The following is a 21,177-nucleotide window of genomic DNA, read 5'->3' as shown; positions in this document are numbered from 1 at the left end:
GCAGACAGGCATGCACATGGAAAACTCTTCGACGTCCCCCTCTTCTCCCATCGCCGAACTCGTGGCGCGCGCACGCGCCGCGCAGCGCATCTACGAAACATGGTCGCAAGAACAGGTCGACACTGCCGTGGTGGCGGCGGGCTGGGCCATCATCGAGCCGGCGCGCAACCGCGAACTGGCCGAGCTGGCGGTGGCCGACACCGGCGTGGGCAACGTCCCGGACAAGGTGCGCAAGAACCACCGCAAGACCCTCGGCCTGCTGCGCGACCTGCGCGGCGCGCGCTCGGTGGGGGTGATCTCCGACGACCCGGCGCGCGGCATCGTCGAGATTGCGCGGCCCGTGGGCGTGGTATGCGCGATCACGCCTTCGACCAACCCCGGCGCCACGCCGGCCAACAAGATCATCAATGCGCTCAAGGGGCGCAACGCGGTCATCGTCGCGCCATCGCCCAAGGGCTGGTCGACGGCGGCACGGCTCATCGAATTCATTCACGCGCAGTTCGACCGCATCGGCGCGCCGCGCGACCTGGTGCAACTGTTGCCCTCGCCGGTCAACAAGCAGTCAACGGCCGAGCTGATGCGCCTGTGCGACCTGGTGGTGGCCACCGGTTCGCAGGCCAACGTGCGCGCGGCCTACGCCAGCGGCACGCCGGCCTTCGGCGTGGGTGCGGGCAACGTGGCGGGCATCGTCGACGAAACGGCCGACGTGAACGCGGCGGCCGACCGCATCCTGCTTTCCAAGACCTTCGACAACGCAACCAGCTGCTCGTCGGAGAACAGCCTGGTCATCGTCGATGCGGTGCGCGCCAGGATGCTTTCGGCGCTGAAGGACCGCGGCGCCGTCATGCTCGCGGCCGCGCAGAAAGCCACGCTGCAGTCGCTGATGTGGTCCGAAGGCAAGCTCTCTGCCGCCGTCATCGGCCAGTCGGCGCGCACCATCGCCGAGCGCGCGGCCGCGCTAGCTGGCGCCAACCGCGACGGCTGGCTGGCCATTGCCGCCGCCGATCCGCGCGTCCTCATGGTGGCCGAGGACGGCGTGGGCCACGACCATCCGTTCTCGGGCGAGAAGCTGAGCCCGGTGCTCGCGATCTATTCGGCACGCGACTTCGACGCAGCCGCCGCCACGGTCGCGCGCATCTATGCCTACGAGGGCGCGGGCCATTCGGTCGGCCTGCACAGCACGGTGCCCGAGCGCGCCCTGACGCTCGGCCTCACGCTGCCGGTGTCGCGCGTGATCGTCGACCAGGCGCACTGCATCGCGACCGGCGGCAGCTTCGACAACGGCCTGCCGTTCTCGCTGTCGATGGGCTGCGGCACCTGGGGCAAGAACAACTTCTCGGACAACATGAACTACCGGCACTACCTGAACATCACGCGCGTGTCGCGGCCGATTCCGGAGCGGGTGCCCAGCGAGAACGACATCTTCGGCGCCTTCTTCGCCGCGCATGGTGCCGCCTGAGAATGGTGGCCTCCACCGTTCATGAACTGATCGAGCTGCAGGCGGCAGCGCAGCCGCAGGCGGTGTATGCGCTTTCCACCGAGAGCGGGCGCAGCATCGGCTTTGGCGAGCTCGCGCGCGGCTGCCGCACGGTTTCGGCGGTTCTGCGCGCGCATGGCGCACGGCCGGGCGACACGGTGTCGGTCGTCATGCCCAATGGCCTGCAGACACTGCGCGTGCTGCTCGGCGCCATGCACGGCGGGCTGTGCGTGAACCCGGTCAACCTGCTGTCGCAGCCCGAGCAGATGCGCTACGTGCTCGCGCATTCGGATAGCCGCGTAGTGTGCGTCGCGCCCGAATGGGAAGCACGCGTGCGCGCGATGCTCGAAGGCATCGGCCGGCAGGTCGAGGTGCTGGTGGCCGGCCCCGATGCCGATGCCCTGCCGGGCGAGACGCAGGCGGCGCCCGCCGACGATGTGCCCAAGCCCGCGGTCGGCGACGTGGCCCTGCTGATGTACACCTCGGGCACCACCGGCATGCCCAAGGGCGTGATGCTCACGCAAGGCAATCTCGCGGCCAACGCGCATGCGATCAGCGCCGAGCATCGGCTGTTGCCCGCCGACCGGGTGCTGGCCGTGCTGCCGCTCTATCACATCAACGCCTTCGCCGTGACCATGCTCGCGCCGCTCGCGCACGGCGGCAGCCTGGCGATGCCGCCGAAGTTCTCGGCCGGTCGCTTCTGGGAGCAGGCGTCGGGCACGCAATGCAGCTGGATCAACGTGGTGCCCACCATGATCTCGTACCTGCTCGAAGGCGACCCGCCGCCGCCCGCGCAGACCGCCTCCATCCGCTTCTGCCGCTCGGCGTCGGCCGCGTTGCCGCCCGAGCACCACCGCGCCTTCGAGCAGAAATTCGGCATCGGCATCGTCGAGACCATGGGGCTCACCGAAACCGCAGCACCTTCTTTCTCCAACCCGCTCGACCCCGCGCTGCGCAAGCTGGGCTCGGTGGGCCGCGCCTCGGGCTGCGAGGCCCGCGTCATCGATGCCGCACTGGCCGAGGTGCCCGACGGCACCACCGGCGAGCTGGCCATTCGCGGCGCGAACGTGATGCGCGGCTACTACAAGAACGACGAAGCCACCCGCGCGAGCTTCACGCTCGACGGATGGCTGCGCACCGGCGATCTGGGCCACCGCGACGCCGACGGTTTCTTCTTCGTGACCGGGCGCATCAAGGAACTGATCATCAAGGGCGGCGAGAACATCGCACCGCGCGAGATCGACGAGGCGCTGATGCGGCATCCCGCAGTGCGCGAGGCCGCGGCGGTGGGCGTGCCCGACCGCCACTACGGCCAGGAGATCGGTGTGTGCATCGTGCTGCGCGACGGCTGCGCCTGCACCGAGGAAGAGTTGCGCGCCTTCTGCGCCGAAGCGCTCGGCCGCTACAAGGCGCCGGGCCATTACCGCTTTGTCACGGACCTGCCGCGCGGACCTTCCGGCAAGGTGCAGCGCCTTAAGCTGCTGCGGCTGTTCGAGGCATGACGTTCGTGTAACTTCTGCTCGCCTACCCAGGCTCTCAAGCAAATGTGGCTCTGCCACTTTGCTTGATCCCCCACGGGGGGCGGGCTGGGCTGGCCCGGCCCTGGGGGCTCAGAGCAGCCCGCCCATGCGCGCCGCCGCGGCTTCGAGCGCGCCGATGCGCCCGACGGCCTCGTCCAGCGACATGCGCGCCGTCGGCGCATGCACCGCGAGCGCCGCACGCACCTGCCCTGCGGCGTCGCGCACCGGCACGGCCACGGCCACCAGCCCCGCGATGAATTCCTCCCGGTCGCGCGAATGGCCGCGCTTGGCGATCTCGTCGCATTCGGCGCGCAGCGCGTCGGCCTTGACGAGCGTGTAGGCCGTCATGCGTTCGAGCGGCAGCCGGTCGATGAGGGCGTCGCGCGCCTTCTTCGGCATCTGCGCCAGGAACAGCTTGCCGCTCGCAGTGCAATGCAGCGGCACATGCGACCCCACGTCGAGTGTCAGCCGCAGCGGCCACTTGGCCTCGACGCGGTCGAGATAGAGCACCTGCACGCCGTCGAGCGTGGTGAGGTTGCAGGTCTCGCCCACCTGCCGCACGAGTTCGGACAGCACCTCGTGCCGCAGGCCGCGCACCGTGCCGTGGTTCAGGGTGTCGAAGGCCAGCTTGCGCAGCGCGGGGCCGACGCTGAACGAACGCTCGTCGACGTCGCGGGCGAGGAAGCCGCCGGCCAGCAACTGGGTGCAGATGCGGTGCGCCGTGCCCTTGGGCAGCCCCAGCTGCGACGCCAGGTCGGCGAGCGTGAGGGCGCGGCCCTCGCTGGCCAGCAAGGACAGCAGGCGCAGGCTGCGCTCGGCCGACGAGCCGGAGGCGGACTCCTCCACGGCGGACGCGGATAACGACGGCGAAGACACGGCGGCTACAGGGCGCGCGGGACGTGGCATGCGGGTAAACCTTAAAAATGGAACGTTGCGTTCCGAAAAACAATAACCTAGGATGCAAGCAAGCGAAGCGATTGTTCCACTGCCGGGGTGCCATGCATGCGTGACGAAGAGTTCGACTACATCGTTGTCGGCGCCGGTTCGGCCGGCTGCGTGCTGGCCGGCCGGCTGAGCGAAGACCCGGCCATGCGCGTGCTGCTGCTCGAAGCGGGGCCGGCGGACAGGTCGCTCTGGATCCATCTGCCCATCGGCTACGGCAAGACGATGTGGAGCTCCGCCTACAACTGGCGCTTCGAGACCGATCCCGACCCGAACATGAACGGCCGGCGCATCTACTGGCCGCGCGGCAAGACGCTGGGCGGCTCGAGCTCGATCAACGGGCTGATCTACATCCGCGGCCAGCGCGAGGACTACGACCATTGGGCCGCGCTCGGCAACGAGGGCTGGGGCTACGAAGACGTGCTGCCCTACTTCATCCGCTCCGAAGGCAACCAGCGCGGCGCCAACGCTTTTCACGGCGGCGACGGGCCGCTCAAGGTGTCGGACATCACGGCGAAGCACGAACTCATCGAGGCCTTCATCGACGGCGCGCGGCAGATCGGCGTGCCGCGCACCGAGGACTTCAACGGCGCCGCGCAGGAGGGCGCGGGCTACTACCAGCTCACCACGCACAAGGGGTGGCGCTGCAGCACGGCCAAGGCCTACCTGGCGCCGGCGAAGAACCGGCCCAACCTGCGCATCGAGACGGAGGCGCTGGCGAGCCGGCTGGTGTTCGAGGGCCGGCGCGCCGTGGGCGTCACCTACCGCCAAGGCGGCGAGATGAAGACCGCGCGCTGCCGCGCCGAAGTGCTGATGTCGGCCGGCTCCATCCAGTCGCCGCAGCTGCTTCAGCTCTCGGGCATCGGCCCGCGCGCGCTGCTGGAGCGCATGGGCATTCCGGTGGTGCACGCGCTGCCGGGCGTGGGCGAGAACCTGCAGGACCATCTGCAGATCCGCCTGGGCTACGAGTGCACCAAGCCCATCACCACCAACGACCAGCTCAACTCCTGGTTCGGCCAGGCGAGCATGGGCATGGAATGGCTGATGCACCGCACGGGACCGCTCGCCGTGGGCATCAACCAGGGCGGCTGCTTCATGCGCGCGCTGAAGGACGACAGCGGCCGGCCGGTGGCCGCCACGCCCGACATCCAGTTTCACGTGGCCACGCTGTCGGCCGATATGGCGGGCGGCAAGGTGCATCCGTACTCCGGCTTCACCATGTCGGTGTGCCAGCTGCGGCCGCAGGCGCGCGGGCATGTGCGCATCCGCTCGCTCGACGCGGCCGAGCCGCCCGAGATGCAGCCCAACTACCTGGCCACCGAGCTGGACCGCACCACCACCGTGGCCGGCGTGAAGGCGGCGCGCGCCATTGCCCAGGCGCCCGCGATGCGGCCCTACGTGAAGCGCGAGGTGAAGCCCGGACCCGAGGCCGCGAGCGACGCCGACCTGCTGGAGTTCTGCCGCAACAACGGCGCCACCATCTTCCACCCCACGGGCACATGCCGCATGGGCAGCGACCCGCTCGCCGTGGTCGACGCGCGCCTGCGCGTGCACGGCGTGGCCGGGCTGCGCGTGATCGATTGTTCGGCCATGCCGACGCTGGTGTCGGGCAACACCAACGCGCCCGCCGTGATGATGGCCGAGAAGGCCGTCGACCTGATCAGAGAGGACGCCAGGGCGTCCATGACCGCGCTTCAGCTTTAGGTTTGGTTGATTCGAGTTTGGAAGTCCGCTGAGCGCGCACGGCCCGCAAGAGCCGCGACGACGACAACCCAAAGGAGACAGACACATGAGCGCAACGACCGAAGAGAGAAAGATCCGCAAAGTCGTGATATCGGCCCTGGTGGGCGCCACCATCGAGTGGTACGACTTCTTCCTGTACGGCGTGGTGGCCGGCATCGTGTTCAACAAGCTCTACTTCCCGGGCAGCGACCCGGTGGTGTCGACCATGCTGGCCTACACCACCTTTGCCGTGGGCTTCGTCACGCGGCCGCTGGGCGGCGTGATCTTCGGCCACTTCGGCGACAAGATCGGCCGCAAGAGCATGCTCATCATCACCCTGATGATCATGGGCGTGACCACCTTCCTGATCGGCCTGGTGCCGACCTATGCGCAGATCGGCATCGCGGCGCCCTTGTTGCTGCTGCTGCTGCGCGTGGCGCAGGGCATCGGGCTGGGCGGCGAATGGGGCGGCGCGGTGCTGATGGCCTACGAGTACGCGCCGAAGGGCAAGCGCGGCTTCTACGCGTCGCTGCCGCAGATCGGGCTGGCCATCGGGCTGTGCCTGGCCTCGGGCGTGGTGGCGCTGCTGTCATGGCTGCTCACCGACGAACAGTTCCTCTCGTGGGGCTGGCGCATCGCCTTCCTGATTTCCGGCGTGATGGTGGGCGTGGGCATGTACATCCGCCTGCACGTACAGGAAACGCCGGAGTTCGCGGCCGTGAAGGCGCGCAACGCCGAGCTGCGCATTCCGTTCATGGACATGCTGCGGCGCTACCCGGGCAACGTGCTCAAGGGCATGGGCGCGCGCTACATCGACGGGGTGTTCTTCAACATCTTCGGCGTGTTCTCGATCAACTATCTCACCGGCACCCTCAAGATCAGCCGCACCGACGCGCTGCTGGGCGTGATGGCGGCCGCGGTGGTGATGATCTTCTTCATTCCCTTCTTCGGCCGCCTGTCCGACAAGATGGGGCGAGGCAAGGTCTACATGTGGGGATCGATCATCACGGCGGTGTCTGCGTTCCCGGGCTTCTGGCTCATGACGCACAGCGGCGGCAACGTGCTCTTGGTGTGGCTCGCGATCATCGTGCCCTTCGGCATCCTGTACGCCTCGGTGTACGGACCGGAGGCGGCGCTGTTCTGCGACCTGTTCGACGCCAAGGTGCGCTACACGGGCATCTCCTTCGTCTACCAGTTCTCCGGCATCTTCGCCTCGGGCATCACGCCGATCATCGCGACCGCGCTGCTCAAGTCGGGCGGCGGCGATCCGTGGCAGATCTGCCTGTACGTGCTGTTCGCGGGCGTGGTGTCGGCGGCAAGTGCGTGGCTCATCGGGCGCAGCGTCTCGCCGGCCGATGCGCCGCTGGCCACCGCGCCGCGCGGCGGCTGAGCGCCTTCACACGAGTCGTGACAGCAGGCGGCCGCCGGCGTAGGCTGGGCGAATGACAACATCTGCTCCTTCGAACGACCGCTACACACTCTACGGCGCGCCCGGCTCGGGCGCCACGCCGGTCCATGCGGCGCTGACGCTGATCGGCGCGCAGGTCGACGTCGTCGACGTCTCCCCCTGGGAGGGCGACGCCGAGCGCGAGCGCATCGCGCCGATCAATCCGATGCGCCAGGTGCCGGCGCTGGTGCTGCCTTCGGGCGAGCTCATGACCGAGAGCGCGGCGATCCTGCTCTGGCTCGGCGACCGCTATCCCGAAGCCGGGCTCTGCCCCGCGCCCGGCGACCTGCTGCGCGCGCGCTACCTGCGCTGGATGGTCTACGTGCCGGCCGCGATCTATTCGATGTTCTGGGTGCGCGACGAGCCCTCGCGGCTCGCGCCCGATCCGGCGGCGCGGCCCGCGCTGCTCGAACGCACTGCCGAGCGCGTGGCCGAATGCTGGCACCTGATGGACGCGCAGATCGGCACGCCCGCGCCCTACCTGCTCGGCGAGCGCCTGAGCATGCTCGACCTCTACGTGGCCGTGGTGTCGCGCTGGACGCCACACCGCGAGCGCTTCTACCGCGAGGCGCCGCGCCTGGCCGAAGCCGTGAAGCGCGTCGATGCCGATCCGCGCCTGGCGGCCTTCTGGGCCGCGCGCTTTCCGTTCGTTCCGGGCTGGGAGCGCGGCAACAGCTGAAAGGCGGCCGCCGCGCAAGCGCTTCCTCGCCTTCCTACATTCGCCCTTTCCAGGGCACCAGGCGCCGCTCGAGCCAGCGCATCAGCAGATCGAACAGATAGGCCACCACGCCAATGACGATGATGCCCATGATGACGATGTCGGTGCGCAGGAAGTTCGACGCGTTGAGCACCATCTGGCCCAGGCCCATGTTGGCCGCCACCATCTCGGCGGCCACCAGCGTGGTCCAGCCGAAGCCGATGGCGATGCGCATGCCCACCAGGATGTCGGGCAGCGCCGAGGGCAATATGACGTGCCGGATCACCTGCATGTAGCTCGCGCCCATGGAGTACGCGGCGTTGATCTGCTCCTGCGAGGCGCTGCGCATGCCCGAGCGCGCGGCCAGCGCCAGCGGCGCGAAGCAGCTCAGGAAGATCAGCAGCACCTTGGGCAGCTCGTCGATGCCGAACCAGATGATGATCAGCGGCAGATAGGCCAGCGGCGGCAGCGGCCGGTAGAACTCCAGCGGCGGATCGAAGATGCCGCGCCAGAAGCGGCTCATGCCCATCGCGATGCCCACCGGAATGGCCGTGGCGCAGGCCAGCAGGAAGGCCGAGAACACGCGGAACATGCTCGCGAGGAAGTGCTGCCACAGCGGCTTGTCGTTGGCCTGGCCCGTGAGGTATTCGTAGAACTGCTGGAACACCGCCTGCGGCGTCGGCAGGAAGAGCGGCTTGACCCAGCCCATGTTGGTGACCAGGAACCACAGCGCGACGAGCGCCACCACGGTGACCACGCTGATGGTCACGCTCGAGCCCTCGCCCGGCACCTTGAAGGCGCTGGTCTTGAGCTTGGCGCCGGCCGTCACGGGCGGCGGCGCGGCGGGCCTGGAAGGTGGCGTCATGGCGGCGGCAGGCGTTGTTGCGATGGTGGCCTCAGGCATGTGCAGCCTCGCGATGATGAATGATCGAAAGAACCTCTTCACGCATGCGGATGAACTCGGGCTCCGACTTCACCTTGCGCGAATCGCCGTGGGACAGGAACTGGCGCGAGAACGGAACCTCGTCATAGATGTGCGAGATGCGCCCCGGGCTCGGGCTCATCACGATCAGCCGCGTGGCGAGGAACAGCGCCTCTTCGACTGAATGGGTGATGAAGAACACCATCTTGTTCGACTTGGACCAGGCCTTGAGCAGGATCTCCTGCACCTGTTCGCGCGTGAACGCATCGAGCGCGCCCATGGGCTCGTCCATGAGCAGCACGGCCGGATCGCTGGCCAGCGCGCGTGCGATGCCCACGCGCTGCTGCATGCCGCCCGAGAGTTCGTACACGGCGCGGTCGGCGTACTGCTGCAGGCCGACGAGCGCAAGTTTTTCTTCCGCGATGCGGTCGCGTTCGGCCTTGCCTGTGCCGGCCAGGCGCAAGCCCAGCGCCACGTTGTCGCGCACGTTGAGCCAGGGCATGAGCGCATGCTTCTGGAACACCACGCCGCGATCGGCGCCGGGGCCTATGACGGGTTTTCCGTCGAGCAGTATGTCGCCCGTCGAGGGCGGCAGGAAGCCGGCGATGCTGTTGAGCAGCGTGGTCTTGCCGCAGCCCGAGGCGCCGAGCGCAACGACGAAGTCGCCATCGCGCATGGTGAGGTTGACCGGCGCCAGCGCCTGCAGCGTGCCGCCCTTGACGGCGTAGTTGACCGTGAGGTCGCGGATGTCGAGCGTGGGCATGCTGCTGCGGCCTACTTCGCCATCGCCTTGTCGACGTACACCGTGGTCACGAAGGCGCTGTAGTCGGACTTGACCTCCTGCACCCGGCCCTGCTCCTTGAGGAAAGCGGCCGTGCCCGCCATGGCCTTGGCCGCGCCGCCGCCGAGCCAGGTCGGCGAGACCTGCTCGGCCATGGTCGGGAAGGTGTAAAGCGCCATCGCCGGGCCCACGTCCTTCGGGTCGGCCTTGGTCCACTTGGCCATGGCCTTGGTCTGCGGCGAATCTGGCGTCCAGCTCTTGCCGCTGGCCTTGTACTCTTCGTTGGCGCGGTTCAGCGCCTTGACGAAAGCGATCATGAACGGCTCGTTGGCGGCCGCCCACTTGGCGTTGACCACGATGCCCTCGAACGTGGGCGCGCCACGCTTGCCGATGCTGCCCGAGGTGGCGATGGTCTTGCCCGAGCCCTTGATCTTGGAGAGCACCGGGTCCCAGATGAAAGTGGCATCGATGTCGCCGCGCTCCCAGGCCGCCGCAATTTCTGGCGGGCGCATGTTCATCACGTTGACGCTCTTGGGATCGACGCCGTCCATCTTCATGCCGGCCATGAGCTGGTAGTGCGCGGTCGAGACGAAAGGCGTGGCCACCTTCTTGCCAGCCAGGTCCTTCATGCTGTTGATGCCCGACGCGTTGCGCGCCACGAGCGCCTCGGCGTTGGCGATGTCGGCCGAGATCCAGAACAGCTTGATGTCCTGCCCCTGGCTGGCCGCGGCCGTGAGCGGGCTCGACCCCGTCTCGCCCATTTGCACGTCGCCCGAGGCCATGGCGCGTATCACGTCGCCGCCGCCCGAGAACATGCGCCAGTTGATCTTGTAGCCGGTGGCTTTCTCGACCTCGCCCGATTCCATGACAAGGCGCAATGGAACCAGCATGTCCTGGTGGGCGAAGGTGAGCTCCTTGGCCTGCGCGGATGCCGCGCCGGCGCACAGCATCGCGGCGGCGACAACTGCGCATTTCAGGGAAAGACGTCGGGGCATGGTCATCTGTTTTCTCCTGATGGTGAACCTGGGCGGACTGTGCACCGGTTGGCTGCCGGCAGGAAGTACCAGCCCGTTCACGGGCGTGGAGCCAGTGGATCGGGACTTACCCTCGTTCTGGTGCAGGGTTGTCCGCCGTGCACGCGGGAGGTGCATTTCCTCGCTCAGTGCGCCCGGACCTCGCCCCGAGCCAGCGCCAGTTCCTCGAACGCCGCCCCCAACGCCTGAATCCCCAAGGGAATCTGTCCCGCAGCAATCGACGACAAGCGCAGCCGGAAAAAGGGACACGGATAGGGCGGCTTCGCAAAGAACACATCCCCCGCCTCGATCAGCACCCCATGGCTGCGGGCCATCAAGGAGAGCTCGCCCGCATCCACCCACACCGGCGCCCGCACCCAGATCGATGCCCCGCCTTGCGGCAGCGTGAACTCGAACTCGGGAAGATGCTCGCGCAACGCCTTGGCCGCGATCGCCAGCCGCTCCTGCATCGCATGGTTCACACGCCGCGCATGCGACTCGTGGTGCCCGAGCGAAAGAAACAGCGCATAGGCATGCTGCAGGAAGGCGCTCGGATGCCGCACCATCGCATGCCGGATCAACCGCAGCTCCTTGATCAGCGCGCGCGGCGCGACGATGAAACCCAGCCGCAGCGCGGGCGACAGGCTCTTCGACACCGATCCCACGTAGATCACGCGCCCGGTCTTGTCCAGGCTCTTGAGCGCCGGCATCGGCGTGCCTTCGTAGAGGTTCTCGGCCTCGTAGTCGTCCTCGATGATGACGAAGTCCTGCAGCTCGGCCTTGCGCAGCAGCCATTGCCTGCGCTCCAGGCTCATCGTGGCCGTGGTCGGACTCTGGTGCGACGGGGTCACGAAAAGGTAGTCGGCGGCGGGCAGCGCGTCGACCACCAGGCCCTCGTCGTCCACCGCCACCTCGACCCACTTCGGGTTGCGCATCGAAAAGCTGTTGCGCGCATGCGGATGGCCGGGTTCCTCCAGGCCGACGCGGGTGTTCTCGCCAAACAGCGCATCGGCCAGCAGGTAGTACGCATGCTGCGCGCCCAGGGTGACGAGGATTTCTTCCTTGAGCGCGAACACGCCGCGCTTGGGCAGAAGGCGCGTGCGGATCTGCTCGATCAGGTCGGGCACGTCGTCGGTCTCGAAGTCGGGCGTCCAGTGCGGCAGCTGCGAGCGCGCCAGGCTGCGCGCGCAGCATTCACGGAAGTCCTCGGTCGGAAAGAGTTGCGGGTCGTAGTTGCCGTAGACGAAGGGATAAGGATAGTCGCGCCAGCGATCGGGCTTGGAGAGCATGGGCTTGCCCTGCAGCGAGCGCAGCACGCGCGCGGACCAGTCGGGCGCCTGGCTGGGCTGGCCGCTGCGTCCCACCAGCGGCTCGGCATGCGCGGCCGGCTGCGGCCGCGCGTCGTGCGCCACGAACACGCCGCTGCGCGGACGCGCTTCGAGAAAACCTTCATCGATGAGCTGCAGGTAGGCCGAGGTCACGGTGTTGCGGCTCAGGCCGAGCAGCGCCGCGAGCTCGCGCGACGACGGCAGCGAGGCGCCCGGGCTCAGGTGCCCTTCGAAGATCGCCTGCACCACGGCGGCCCGCAAGCGGGCCTGCAGCGGCAGGGCGGGCTGGTCGGGCAGCGCGAAGAGCTGCGCCCATTGGATCGCTCTGGGATTGGCCATGGTGTGCGGCAGTTTAGGGCCGCCCGCTGATTTCTGGCTCGGTCGAATCCCCGGATCTGGCCCTATCGCGCGAACGGCGGGCTGCCTACGCTTGGCGGCATTCATTTCCTGGAGCCGCCGCGTGACCGCACAACCTTCTTCCTCCGTCACCACCGACACCCTCGCCGCCTTCAGCGACGCGTGGAACCGCCACGACATCGACGCGCTGATGGGCTTCATGACCGAGGACTGCATCTTCCAGACCGCCGCCGGCCCCGAGGCCTGCGGCACGCGCCACGTGGGCACCGAAGCAGTACGCCGCGCCTTCGCCACGGCCTGGGAGGCGGTGCCCGATGCGCAGTGGATCAACGGCCGGCATTTCGTGCACGGCGACTTCGGCACCTCGCAGTGGACTTTCACGGGCACCGCGGCCGACGGTAGTCGCATCGAGACCGACGGCATCGACGTATTCACCTTCCGGGGCGGAAAGATCCACCTGAAGAACGTGTTCCGCAAGGCGCGTCCCAACCTGCCGGCCACCAAGTAGACAGACCGCGGAGCCCTCCCATGAACATGCCGTCCGGCACCGCCGCGTTCTCCGCCGCCCCGCCCTCGCTGCCCGCGAACAGGCCCTACGACCCGCGCTACGACCCGCTGGTCGCGCCCGATCCCGGCGCGGGCCGCGCCTATGCGCCGACCTGGTGGGTCGCGAGCGCCGGTGCGCCGCCCGAAGACGACGGCCCGCTCGTGCGCGACATCGATGTCGACGTGGCCATCATCGGCTCGGGCGCCACCGGCATGTCGACCGCGCTCTACCTGGCGCAGGAGCACGGCATCCAGGCCACGGTGCTCGAGGCCAACCAGGCATCCTGGGGCTGCTCCAGCCGCAGCGGCGGCCAGGGGCAGAACGCGAGCGGCCGGCTGAAGCGCTCGCAGTGGATCCAGCGCTGGGGCCTGGACACCGCCAGGCGACTCGATGCCGAGATCCGCGGCGGCTTCGAGAACTTCAAGCATCTCACGACGCAGATCGACTGCGACGCCTTCGACGGCGGCCATCTCCACGTGGCGCACCGTCCCGAAAAGCTCGCGGTGCTCGAAGCCGAGGCGCGCCTGATGCGCGAGCAGTTCGGCTATGCCACGCGCATGCTCACGGCCGAAGAGGTGCGGCGCGACTACTGCGACGAGCGCGAGGCGGCCGGCGCCATGTTCGAGCCCGAAGGCGTGGGCATCCACCCGCTGAAGTTCACCTTCGGCCTGATGCGCAAGGCGCGCGCGCTGGGCGTGAAGGTGCATACCTCCAGCCCCGTGCAGGGCTGGCAGACCCTCAACGGCGTGCACCACCTCCAGACGCCCGGCGGCGTGGTGCGCGCGCGCCGCGTGGCGGTGTGCACCGGCGGCTACACCGGCCAGGCATTGAGCCCGCTGCTGAAGAACCGCATCATGCCGATCCTCTCCAACTCGGTCGTCACGCGCCCGCTGACCGAGTCGGAACTGCAAGCCACCAACTTCAGTTCGCTGACCTTCCTGACCGACACGCGCACGCTGCGCTTCTACTACCGGCTGCTCAAGGGCAACCGGCTGCAGATCGGCAGCCGCAGTTCGGTGAGCGGCGCCGACGCCGAGCACCCGGTGCACCTGAAGCTGCTCACCGACGCGATCGCCCGCAAGTTTCCGCCGCTGGCGGGCATCCGCATCGACTATTCGTGGTGGGGCTGGGTCGACATGAGCCACGACATGATGCCCCGCATCACGCAGCCCGAGGCCGACAAGACCATCTGGTATGCGGTGGGCTACGGCGGCAACGGCGTGTCCTTCTCGACCTGGGCCGGCAAGCGGCTGGCCGAACGCGTGGCCGGCAAGGACGACGGCCGACAGGTGTTCGAACTGCCGATCTATCGCTCGCCGCTGCCCTTTCCCAACATGCTCGGGCTGGTGGAGTCGCCCGCCTTCGCGCCGTTTCGGCGCATCGGCCAGCGCATGCTCTACAAGTGGTACTGGCTGCGCGACGAGAAATAGCCGCGCGCCGACGGTGCGCATTCACCGAAGTGGCGCATCGCGCCGCCACACAACGGGGCAAACCCGCGGCTTCTGGCCCCTCGATTTGCATGCGATTGGCTCTTCGCCGCGGATCACCCTTGGCCTATCTTCTGCCTGCGGCCCAGCGGGGCCTTTCACCCGTCGAAGAACCCAAGGAGGTCAGTCCATGTTCCGTCTTCTCTCCAGCCGCCGCGGCGCCTTGCTCTCGGCCGCAGTGCTCGGCGCCAGCGCGCTCCTGTCCCTGCCCGCCCTGGCGCAGACACCCAAGCGCGGCGGCACGCTGGTGGTGGGCTACACACAGGTGCCTCGGCACCTGAACGGCGCGGTGCAATCGGGCACCGCCACGGCGATCCCGTCGGCGCAGCTGTTTGCGAGCCCGCTGCGCTTCGACGACAAGTGGAACCCGCAGCCCTACCTGGCCGAGTCGTGGAAGCTCGCGGACGACGGCATGTCGCTCACGCTGAACCTGCGCAAGAACGCGGTGTTCCACGACGGCAAGCCCGTGACCTCGGCCGACGTGGCCTTCTCCATCATGGCCATCAAGGCCAATCACCCGTTCCAGACCATGCTGGCCCCGGTCGAGAAGGTCGACACGCCCGATGCGCACACGGCCATCATCCGCATGAGCTCGCCGCACCCGGCGATCCTCCTGGCCATGAGCCCCGCGCTCGCGCCCATCCTGCCCAAGCACATCTATGGCGACGGCGCCGACCTCAAGACCCATCCGCGCAACAGCACCGGCGTGGTCGGCTCCGGGCCCTTCAAGCTGGTCGAGTTCCAGGCCGGCCAGCGCGTGGTCATGGAGCGCTTCGACAAGTTCTTCCTGGCCGGCAAGCCCTATCTGGACAAGGTCGTCCTGAACATCGTGCCCGACGCCTCCAGCCTCCTCCTGAGCCTGGAGCGCGGCGACGTCCAGATGCTGCCCTACGTATCCACCGCCACGGATCTCAAGCGGCTCAAGTCCAACGCCGACATCGCGCTGACCGGCAAGGGCTACGAGGGCATCGGCGCCATCAACTGGCTGGCGATCAACACCGCCAAGAAGCCGCTGGACGACGTGCGCGTGCGCAAGGCCATCGCCTACGCGATGGACAAGAAGTTCATCACCAAGGCGCTGATGGGCGGCTTCGCCACCCCGGCCGACGGCCCCATCGTGGCCAGCAGCCCGTTCGCCACGGACGACCTGGCACGCTATCCGCTGGACCTGAAGAAGGCCGCGGCACTGCTGGACGAGGCGGGCCTCAAGCCCGGCGCCAACGGTGAACGCTTCAAGCTGACCATCGACTACCTGCCCGGCGCCGACGACCAGCAGAAGAACGTGGCCGAATACGTGCGCGCCCAGCTCAAGAAGTTGGGCGTGGCGGTGGAGGTGCGTGCCTCGGCCGACTTCCCGGCCTGGGCCAAGCGCCTAGCCACGCACGACTTCGATCTGTCGATGGACGTGGTCTTCAACTGGGGCGATCCGGTCATCGGCGTGCACCGCACCTATCTGTCGACCAACATCAAGCCCGTCATCTGGACCAACACGCAGTCCTACGCCAACCCCAAGGTGGACGAATTGCTGAACACCGCCGGCGGCACGCTGGACCCCACCAAGCGCAAGGCCTACTACGCCACGTTCCAGAAGACCGTGACGGACGAAGTCCCCATCGTCTACGTCAACAACACGCCCTATCACACGGCCTCGCGCAAGAACGTGGAGAACGTGCCCGCGACGATCTGGGGCCCGGCCGCGCCGTATGACGACGTGTTCCTGAAGTAGGCGCGGCAGCCACGACAACACTCACGATGGGAGTTCTCCGCCTCTTCGCTTCCCGCCTCGCCCAGGGCCTTCTGCTGGTGCTGGCGGTCGTGGTCCTGAACTTCGTGCTCGTGCATTCCGCGCCCGGCGACCCGGTGGAAACCATCGCCGGCGCCTCGGGCGGCATGAGCCCGGAGCTCATGGCCGACCTGCGCAAGCAGTACGGCCTGGATCTGCCGTTCCACACCCAGCTGGGCATCTACCTGGCCAAGGTGGCCAGCGGCGACCTGGGCTACTCGTACTACTTCAACCTGCCGGTCTCGCAGATGATCCTCGAGCGCGTTCCGGCCACGCTGCTGCTGGTGCTCAGCGCCGTGTTCACGGCCTTCGTGGCCGGCACGCTGCTGGGCGTGCTGTCCTCGCGCAAGCCCAACGGGCTGCTCTCGCAAGCCATCACCGTGCTCTCGCTGGTCGGCTTCGCGGCGCCGGTGTTCTGGACCGGCATCATGCTGGTGCTGCTCTTCGCATCGGTACTTCCGATCCTGCCGGTCTCGGGCATGCGCTCGCCCGATCCGGCCACCGGCAGCCTGGCCGACATGCTCGACGTGCTGCACCACCTGATCCTGCCCATGGTCACGCTGGCCGTGATCTATCTCGCGCAGTACAGCCGGCTCGCGCGCTCGTCGATGCTCGACGTGCTGGGCTCGGACTACATCCGCACCGCGCGTGCCAAGGGCCTGGCCGAAGGCGTGGTCCTCTACAAGCATGCGCTGCGCAATGCGCTCTTGCCCGTGGTCACGGTGCTGGGCCTGCAGTTCGGCAACGTGCTGGCCGGCGCCATTCTGGTCGAGACGGTCTTCAACTGGCCGGGCCTGGGCCGCCTGGCCTTCGACTCCGTGTTGCGGCGCGACTACCCCACCATCCTCGGCGTGCTGCTGTTCTCCTCCATCGTCGTCATCGTCATGAACATGGTCACCGACCTGTGCTACCGGCTGATCGACCCACGCATCAAGACCTCATGAAACAAGACATCAAGGTCGAACATCCCGGCGTCGAGGCGCTGCGCATGTTCATGCGCAACCCGGCCGCCATCGCCGGCATGGCGATCCTGCTGGTCGTCGTGCTGGTGTCCGTGGCGGGTCCCTGGGTGTATCCGGCCGATCCCTTCGAAATGATTACGGCGCCGATGACCCCGCCCTTCACTGAAGAAGCCTGGCTGGGCAGCGACCAGCTCGGCCGCGACGTGCTCACGGGCCTCATCCACGGCGGGCGCGCCACGCTGGCCGTGGGCGCCATCGCGGCGCTGCTGTCGGTCACCATCGGCGTCACGCTGGGCGCGATGGCGGGCTACTATGGCGGCCGCGTCGACGCGGCGCTGATGCGCGTGACCGAATTCTTCCAGGTGCTGCCGTCGCTGCTGTTCGCGATGGTGGTGGTCACGCTGTTCTCGCCCTCGCTGGTCACGGTCACGCTGGCCATCGGCAGCGTGAGCTGGCCCTCGACGGCACGGCTCGCGCGCGCCGAGTTCCTGAAGATCCGCGGACTGGAGTTCGTGCGCGCCGAGCGCGCCATCGGCGCGCGCCACGCGCGCATCATCTGGAAGGTGATCCTGCCCAACGCGCTGCCGCCGCTGGTGGTGTCGGCCACGCTGGCGATCGGCGCGGCCATCCTGTTCGAGGCCGGCCTGTCGTTCCTGGGCCTGGGCGACCCCAACCAGATGAGCTGGGGCCTGATGATCGGCTCGGCGCGGCAGTACGTGCTGTCGGCCTGGTGGCCGGTGGTTTTTCCGGGCGCGGCCATCTTCGTCACGGTGCTGGCCGTGAGCCTGATCGGCGACGGGCTCAACGACGCGCTCAACCCCAAGCTGAGGGAACGCTGATGACGCAGGCTGCCTTGCTGCGGGTCGAGGACCTGCGTGTCGAATTCAGCGGCCGGCGCGGCCAGGCCATGGTGCTCAACGGCGTGGACTTCGAGCTGCGCGCCGGCGAGACGCTGTGCGTGGTCGGCGAGTCCGGCTGCGGCAAGAGCATGACAGCGCTGGCGCTGCTCAGGCTGATCCCCTCGCCGCCGGGCCGCATCAGCGACGGGCGCATCCTGTTCCAGGGCGAGGACCTGGTGACGGCCGACACGCAGCGCATCCGCGAGGTGCGCGGCAATCGCATCTCGATGATCTTCCAGGAACCCATGACCTCGCTGAACCCGGTGTTCACCGTGGGTGAGCAGATCGCCGAATCGCTGCGCCTGCATGCCGGCCTGGACGCCAGGGCCGCGCAGCAGCGCGCGGTCGAGATGCTGCAGCAGGTCGGCATTCCGGCGCCGGAGCGGCGCGTGCACGAGTACCCGCACCAGCTCTCGGGCGGAATGCGCCAGCGCGTGATGATCGCGATGGCGCTGGCCTGCCGGCCCGACATCCTGATCGCCGACGAGCCCACGACGGCGCTCGACGTGACGGTGCAGGCCCAGATCTTCGACTTGCTGCGTGACCTGCAGCGCGAGAAGGGCACGGCCATCCTTCTCATCACGCACGACATGGGCGCCGTGGCCGAGATGGCCGACCGCGTGATGGTCATGTACGCCGGCCGCGTGATTGAACAGGGCAGCTGCGAACAGGTGCTGGGCGCGCCGGGCCACCCCTACACGCGCGGTCTGATCGACTGCCTGCCCGAACTCGGCAGCAGCATCGGCGGCGGGCGCGCCGATCTCGCCGAGATCGACGGCGTCGTGCCCTCGATCTGGGAACTGGGCCGGGGCTGCGCATTTCGCGAACGCTGTCCGCAGGCCATGCCGCGTTGCGCAACCGACGTGCCGCCCATGTTCGAGGTCGGCGCGAACGGGGCCACGTCACATGGCGCGGCCTGCTGGCTGCATGCCGAGGAGGCAACGGCATGAACGCGATGACCCCCGACACCCTGTTGCAGGTCGACGACCTGAAGGTCCATTTCCCGCGCGCCAAGTCCGGCTGGTTCAAGCCGGCCGAGGTGGTCAAGGCCGTGGACGGCGTCTCGTTCAAGGTGCGCCGCGGCAGCACGCTGGCCGTGGTCGGCGAATCCGGCTCGGGCAAGACCACGGCCGCGCTGGCCGTGATGCGGCTGTCGCCCGTGACGGCTGGGCAGATCCGCCTGGGCGACACCGACCTGGGCGCGCTCGGAGGCGAGGCCTTGCGGCAGGCGCGCCGGCGGCTGCAGATCATCTTCCAGGACCCGTATTCCTCGCTCAACCCGCGCGAGCGCGCCGGCGCCGCCGTGCGCGCGCCGCTGGACCTGATGGGCATCGGCACGCCGGCCGAGCGCGAGGCGCGCGTGGCCGAGCTGTTCACCCAGGTGGGCCTGCGGCCCGAGCAGCAGCACCTGTTTCCGCACCAGTTCTCGGGCGGCCAGCGCCAGCGCATCAACATCGCGCGCGCGCTGGCCACGCAGCCCGAGCTCGTAGTCTGCGACGAACCGGTCTCGGCGCTGGACATCGCGATCCGCGCGCAGATCCTGAACCTGCTGGCCCGGCTGCAGCGCGAGTTGGGCCTGACCTACCTGTTCATCTCGCACGACATGGCCGTGGTCGAGCACATCTGCGACGACATCGCCGTGATGTACCTGGGCCAGATCGTCGAGCGCGCGCCGCGCCAGGCCTTCTTCGCGCGGCCGCTGCACCCCTACAGCGTGGCGCTGATGTCGGCCGTGCCCACGGTGCACGGCGGGCGCCAGCGCGCCGCGCAGCGCATCAAGCTCACGGGCGATCCGCCGAGCCCGATCAACCCGCCGCCAGGCTGCCGCTTTGCCGGCCGCTGCCCGGTGGCCGAGCCCGCGTGCGCAGCCGAGCTGCCACCGCTGCGCGAAGTGGCGCCGGACCACTGGGTGCGATGCCGGCGCGTGGACAGTGTTGACGACCAGCCGATCGCGCCGCTGCAACTGCCGTCCTAGTGTGATCACGCCAAGGAGCTACCACACCCGCAGCGGCTGGAACGCGATTGCACGCCACCGCGCGCCGCCGCGTTGGCCCGTGCAGACTGACCTGCAGGCGCGCTTCGTCGTCGTCGGCGCCGGCTACGCCGGGCTGGCGGCAGCCCGTGCGCTGGCGCTGCGGCATCCCGACGAACGCATCGTGCTGCTCGATGCGGGCCAGCCGGCCGAGAGCAGCTCGGGCCGCAACTCGGGCTTCATGCTCGACTTGCCCTACGCCAAGATTTCCAGCGGCAGCGACCCGGCCGTGCGCGACTGGCAGGTCCGGCTGCTCGCGCATGGCATGCAGCATCTGCGCGCCGCCATCGAGGCCGGCAACTTCGATTGCGGCTGGCAGCCGAATGGGCACTACAAGGCCGCCACCACCGCAGTGGGCGCGCGGAACCTGGAAGCCTTGACGCAGACGCTGGACGCGCATGGCGTGCACTACCGGCGCCTAGCGCCCAGCGAGATCACGGACGAACTCGGCACGCCGCGCTACACCGCGGCGCTGTGGCTGCGCAACTGTACGGTGGTCCAGCCCGCCGAACTCATGCACGGACTGGTTGGCACGCTGCCGCCCAACGTGGACCTGCACACGGACAGCCCCGTCAGCGGCCTGCGACGGCGCCAGGGCTACGAACTGCAGGTCGGCCCGCACTGCGTGCGCGCGCGCCAGGTGCTGCTGTGCGTCGGCGCCGAGCTGCCCGCCTTCGGCCATGCCGGTTCGCGCCAGCTCACCGTCTTCACCTACGCCGGTCTCACGCGCGCGCTGACGGACGGCGAGGCTGCCGGCCTGGGCAGCGCGACCGACTGGGGCGTCACGCCGGTCGAACGCCTAGAAGCCACCAGCCGCAAGGTCGGCGGGCGGCGCTACATGCTGCGCCTGGGCTTCTCCTACAAATCAGAACTGGCGCCGGAACAGGTGCAGGCGATGCTGCAGACCGGCCTGCGCGAACGCTACCCCGGCCTGCCCGCCGATGCGTTCGAGCACGTCTGGGGCGGCGCCGTCGGCATGACGCGCAACGACGTGCCCATCGTGCGGCAGCTGGCCGAAGGCCTGCATGCCGTCGCCGGCTGCAATGCCTCGGGCATCCTGAAGATGACGGCGCTGGGCAGCCTGCTGGCCGAGTACGCCGCAGGCCAGCACTCGCCGCTGCTGGCCGAGACTTTGGCGCGCAGCCGTCCGGGCTTCATCCCGCCGGAGCCGATCCGCCGCCTGGCCTTCGAGTGGTCGCTGCGCCGGATGCGGCGCGAGCTGGCCGAACACCAGACCTGAACCCACCACCCATCCACACAC

The 21,177-nt window shown here is 68.6% G+C and carries 18 protein-coding genes; 13 read left to right on the top strand and 5 right to left on the bottom strand.

From position 1 onward, the window contains the following. The first annotated feature begins 10 nt into the window (after positions 1-10). On the top strand, positions 11-1,459 hold the full coding sequence (gene sauS, locus ACIPRI_RS06920; RefSeq protein ID WP_446620680.1) for an acylating sulfoacetaldehyde dehydrogenase: 1,449 nt from the start codon (positions 11-13) through the stop codon (positions 1,457-1,459). Positions 1,460-1,461: 2 nt separating this feature from the next. Continuing rightward, positions 1,462-2,979 (top strand): AMP-binding protein, encoded by a 1,518-nt coding sequence (locus ACIPRI_RS06915; RefSeq protein ID WP_446620679.1) that lies wholly within the window; start codon positions 1,462-1,464, stop codon positions 2,977-2,979. A gap of 108 nt (positions 2,980-3,087) precedes the next feature. On the opposite strand, the gene ACIPRI_RS06910 is transcribed toward ACIPRI_RS06915, so the two are convergent. Further along, positions 3,088-3,903, bottom strand: coding sequence for an IclR family transcriptional regulator (locus tag ACIPRI_RS06910; protein ID WP_446620678.1), 816 nt, complete (start codon positions 3,901-3,903; stop codon positions 3,088-3,090). 96 nt (positions 3,904-3,999) lie between these two features. Here ACIPRI_RS06910 and ACIPRI_RS06905 point away from each other — a divergent pair, with 96 nt between their 5' ends. The 3 genes from ACIPRI_RS06905 to ACIPRI_RS06895 all read left to right on the top strand — a co-directional run bounded on the left by ACIPRI_RS06905 (position 4,000) and on the right by ACIPRI_RS06895 (position 7,787). Then, complete coding sequence (locus ACIPRI_RS06905) at positions 4,000-5,643, top strand: GMC family oxidoreductase (protein WP_446620677.1); 1,644 nt, start codon at positions 4,000-4,002, stop codon at positions 5,641-5,643. Between the two features lie 85 nt (positions 5,644-5,728). Next, positions 5,729-7,051 (top strand): MFS transporter, encoded by a 1,323-nt coding sequence (locus ACIPRI_RS06900; protein ID WP_446620676.1) that lies wholly within the window; start codon positions 5,729-5,731, stop codon positions 7,049-7,051. 52 nt (positions 7,052-7,103) lie between these two features. Then, a complete protein-coding gene (locus ACIPRI_RS06895; protein ID WP_446620675.1) occupies positions 7,104-7,787 on the top strand; it encodes a glutathione S-transferase family protein in 684 nt (227 codons plus the stop codon). A 34-nt stretch (positions 7,788-7,821) separates the two neighbouring features. On the opposite strand, the gene ACIPRI_RS06890 is transcribed toward ACIPRI_RS06895, so the two are convergent. From ACIPRI_RS06890 to pdxR, 4 genes are all read right to left on the bottom strand, one after another. After that, complete coding sequence (locus tag ACIPRI_RS06890) at positions 7,822-8,709, bottom strand: ABC transporter permease subunit (protein WP_446620674.1); 888 nt, start codon at positions 8,707-8,709, stop codon at positions 7,822-7,824. Then, positions 8,702-9,490 (bottom strand): taurine ABC transporter ATP-binding protein, encoded by a 789-nt coding sequence (locus tag ACIPRI_RS06885; RefSeq protein WP_446620673.1) that lies wholly within the window; start codon positions 9,488-9,490, stop codon positions 8,702-8,704. The genes ACIPRI_RS06890 and ACIPRI_RS06885 overlap by 8 nt, the downstream gene beginning before the upstream one ends. 11 nt (positions 9,491-9,501) lie before the next feature. Beyond that, positions 9,502-10,509, bottom strand: coding sequence for a taurine ABC transporter substrate-binding protein (tauA, locus tag ACIPRI_RS06880; protein WP_446620672.1), 1,008 nt, complete (start codon positions 10,507-10,509; stop codon positions 9,502-9,504). Between the two features lie 158 nt (positions 10,510-10,667). Further along, positions 10,668-12,188 (bottom strand): MocR-like pyridoxine biosynthesis transcription factor PdxR, encoded by a 1,521-nt coding sequence (gene pdxR / locus ACIPRI_RS06875; protein WP_446620671.1) that lies wholly within the window; start codon positions 12,186-12,188, stop codon positions 10,668-10,670. A gap of 121 nt (positions 12,189-12,309) precedes the next feature. Between pdxR and ACIPRI_RS06870 the strand changes: the two genes are divergently transcribed. The 8 genes from ACIPRI_RS06870 (at position 12,310) to ACIPRI_RS06835 (ending at position 21,156) form a co-directional block, all read left to right on the top strand. After that, positions 12,310-12,714: a nuclear transport factor 2 family protein gene (locus ACIPRI_RS06870; RefSeq protein ID WP_446620670.1), complete on the top strand. Its 405-nt coding sequence runs from the start codon at positions 12,310-12,312 to the stop codon at positions 12,712-12,714. A gap of 20 nt (positions 12,715-12,734) precedes the next feature. Beyond that, on the top strand, positions 12,735-14,183 hold the full coding sequence (locus ACIPRI_RS06865; RefSeq protein WP_446620669.1) for an NAD(P)/FAD-dependent oxidoreductase: 1,449 nt from the start codon (positions 12,735-12,737) through the stop codon (positions 14,181-14,183). A gap of 187 nt (positions 14,184-14,370) precedes the next feature. After that, positions 14,371-15,966: an ABC transporter substrate-binding protein gene (locus ACIPRI_RS06860; RefSeq protein ID WP_446620668.1), complete on the top strand. Its 1,596-nt coding sequence runs from the start codon at positions 14,371-14,373 to the stop codon at positions 15,964-15,966. Positions 15,967-15,992: 26 nt separating this feature from the next. Next, the gene (locus ACIPRI_RS06855) at positions 15,993-16,967 is read left to right on the top strand and encodes an ABC transporter permease (protein WP_446620667.1); all 975 of its coding nucleotides are present in this window, start codon (positions 15,993-15,995) and stop codon (positions 16,965-16,967) included. Continuing rightward, complete coding sequence (locus tag ACIPRI_RS06850; protein WP_446620666.1) at positions 16,964-17,824, top strand: ABC transporter permease; 861 nt, start codon at positions 16,964-16,966, stop codon at positions 17,822-17,824. The genes ACIPRI_RS06855 and ACIPRI_RS06850 overlap by 4 nt, the downstream gene beginning before the upstream one ends. Then, the gene (locus ACIPRI_RS06845; protein WP_446620665.1) at positions 17,824-18,834 is read left to right on the top strand and encodes an ABC transporter ATP-binding protein; all 1,011 of its coding nucleotides are present in this window, start codon (positions 17,824-17,826) and stop codon (positions 18,832-18,834) included. Before ACIPRI_RS06850 ends, ACIPRI_RS06845 begins: the two co-directional genes overlap by 1 nt. Next, entirely contained in the window at positions 18,831-19,859 is a 1,029-nt protein-coding gene (locus ACIPRI_RS06840) for an ABC transporter ATP-binding protein (protein WP_446620664.1), read from the top strand. Before ACIPRI_RS06845 ends, ACIPRI_RS06840 begins: the two co-directional genes overlap by 4 nt. A 79-nt stretch (positions 19,860-19,938) precedes the next feature. Beyond that, the gene (locus ACIPRI_RS06835; protein ID WP_446620663.1) at positions 19,939-21,156 is read left to right on the top strand and encodes an NAD(P)/FAD-dependent oxidoreductase; all 1,218 of its coding nucleotides are present in this window, start codon (positions 19,939-19,941) and stop codon (positions 21,154-21,156) included. The last annotated feature ends 21 nt before the right edge of the window (positions 21,157-21,177 follow it).

The sequence above is a fragment of the Variovorax sp. LARHSF232 genome (assembly GCF_052871435.1).
The sequence above is the reverse complement of the archived record's forward strand: the minus strand, read 5'-3'. Positions and strand labels throughout refer to the sequence as shown.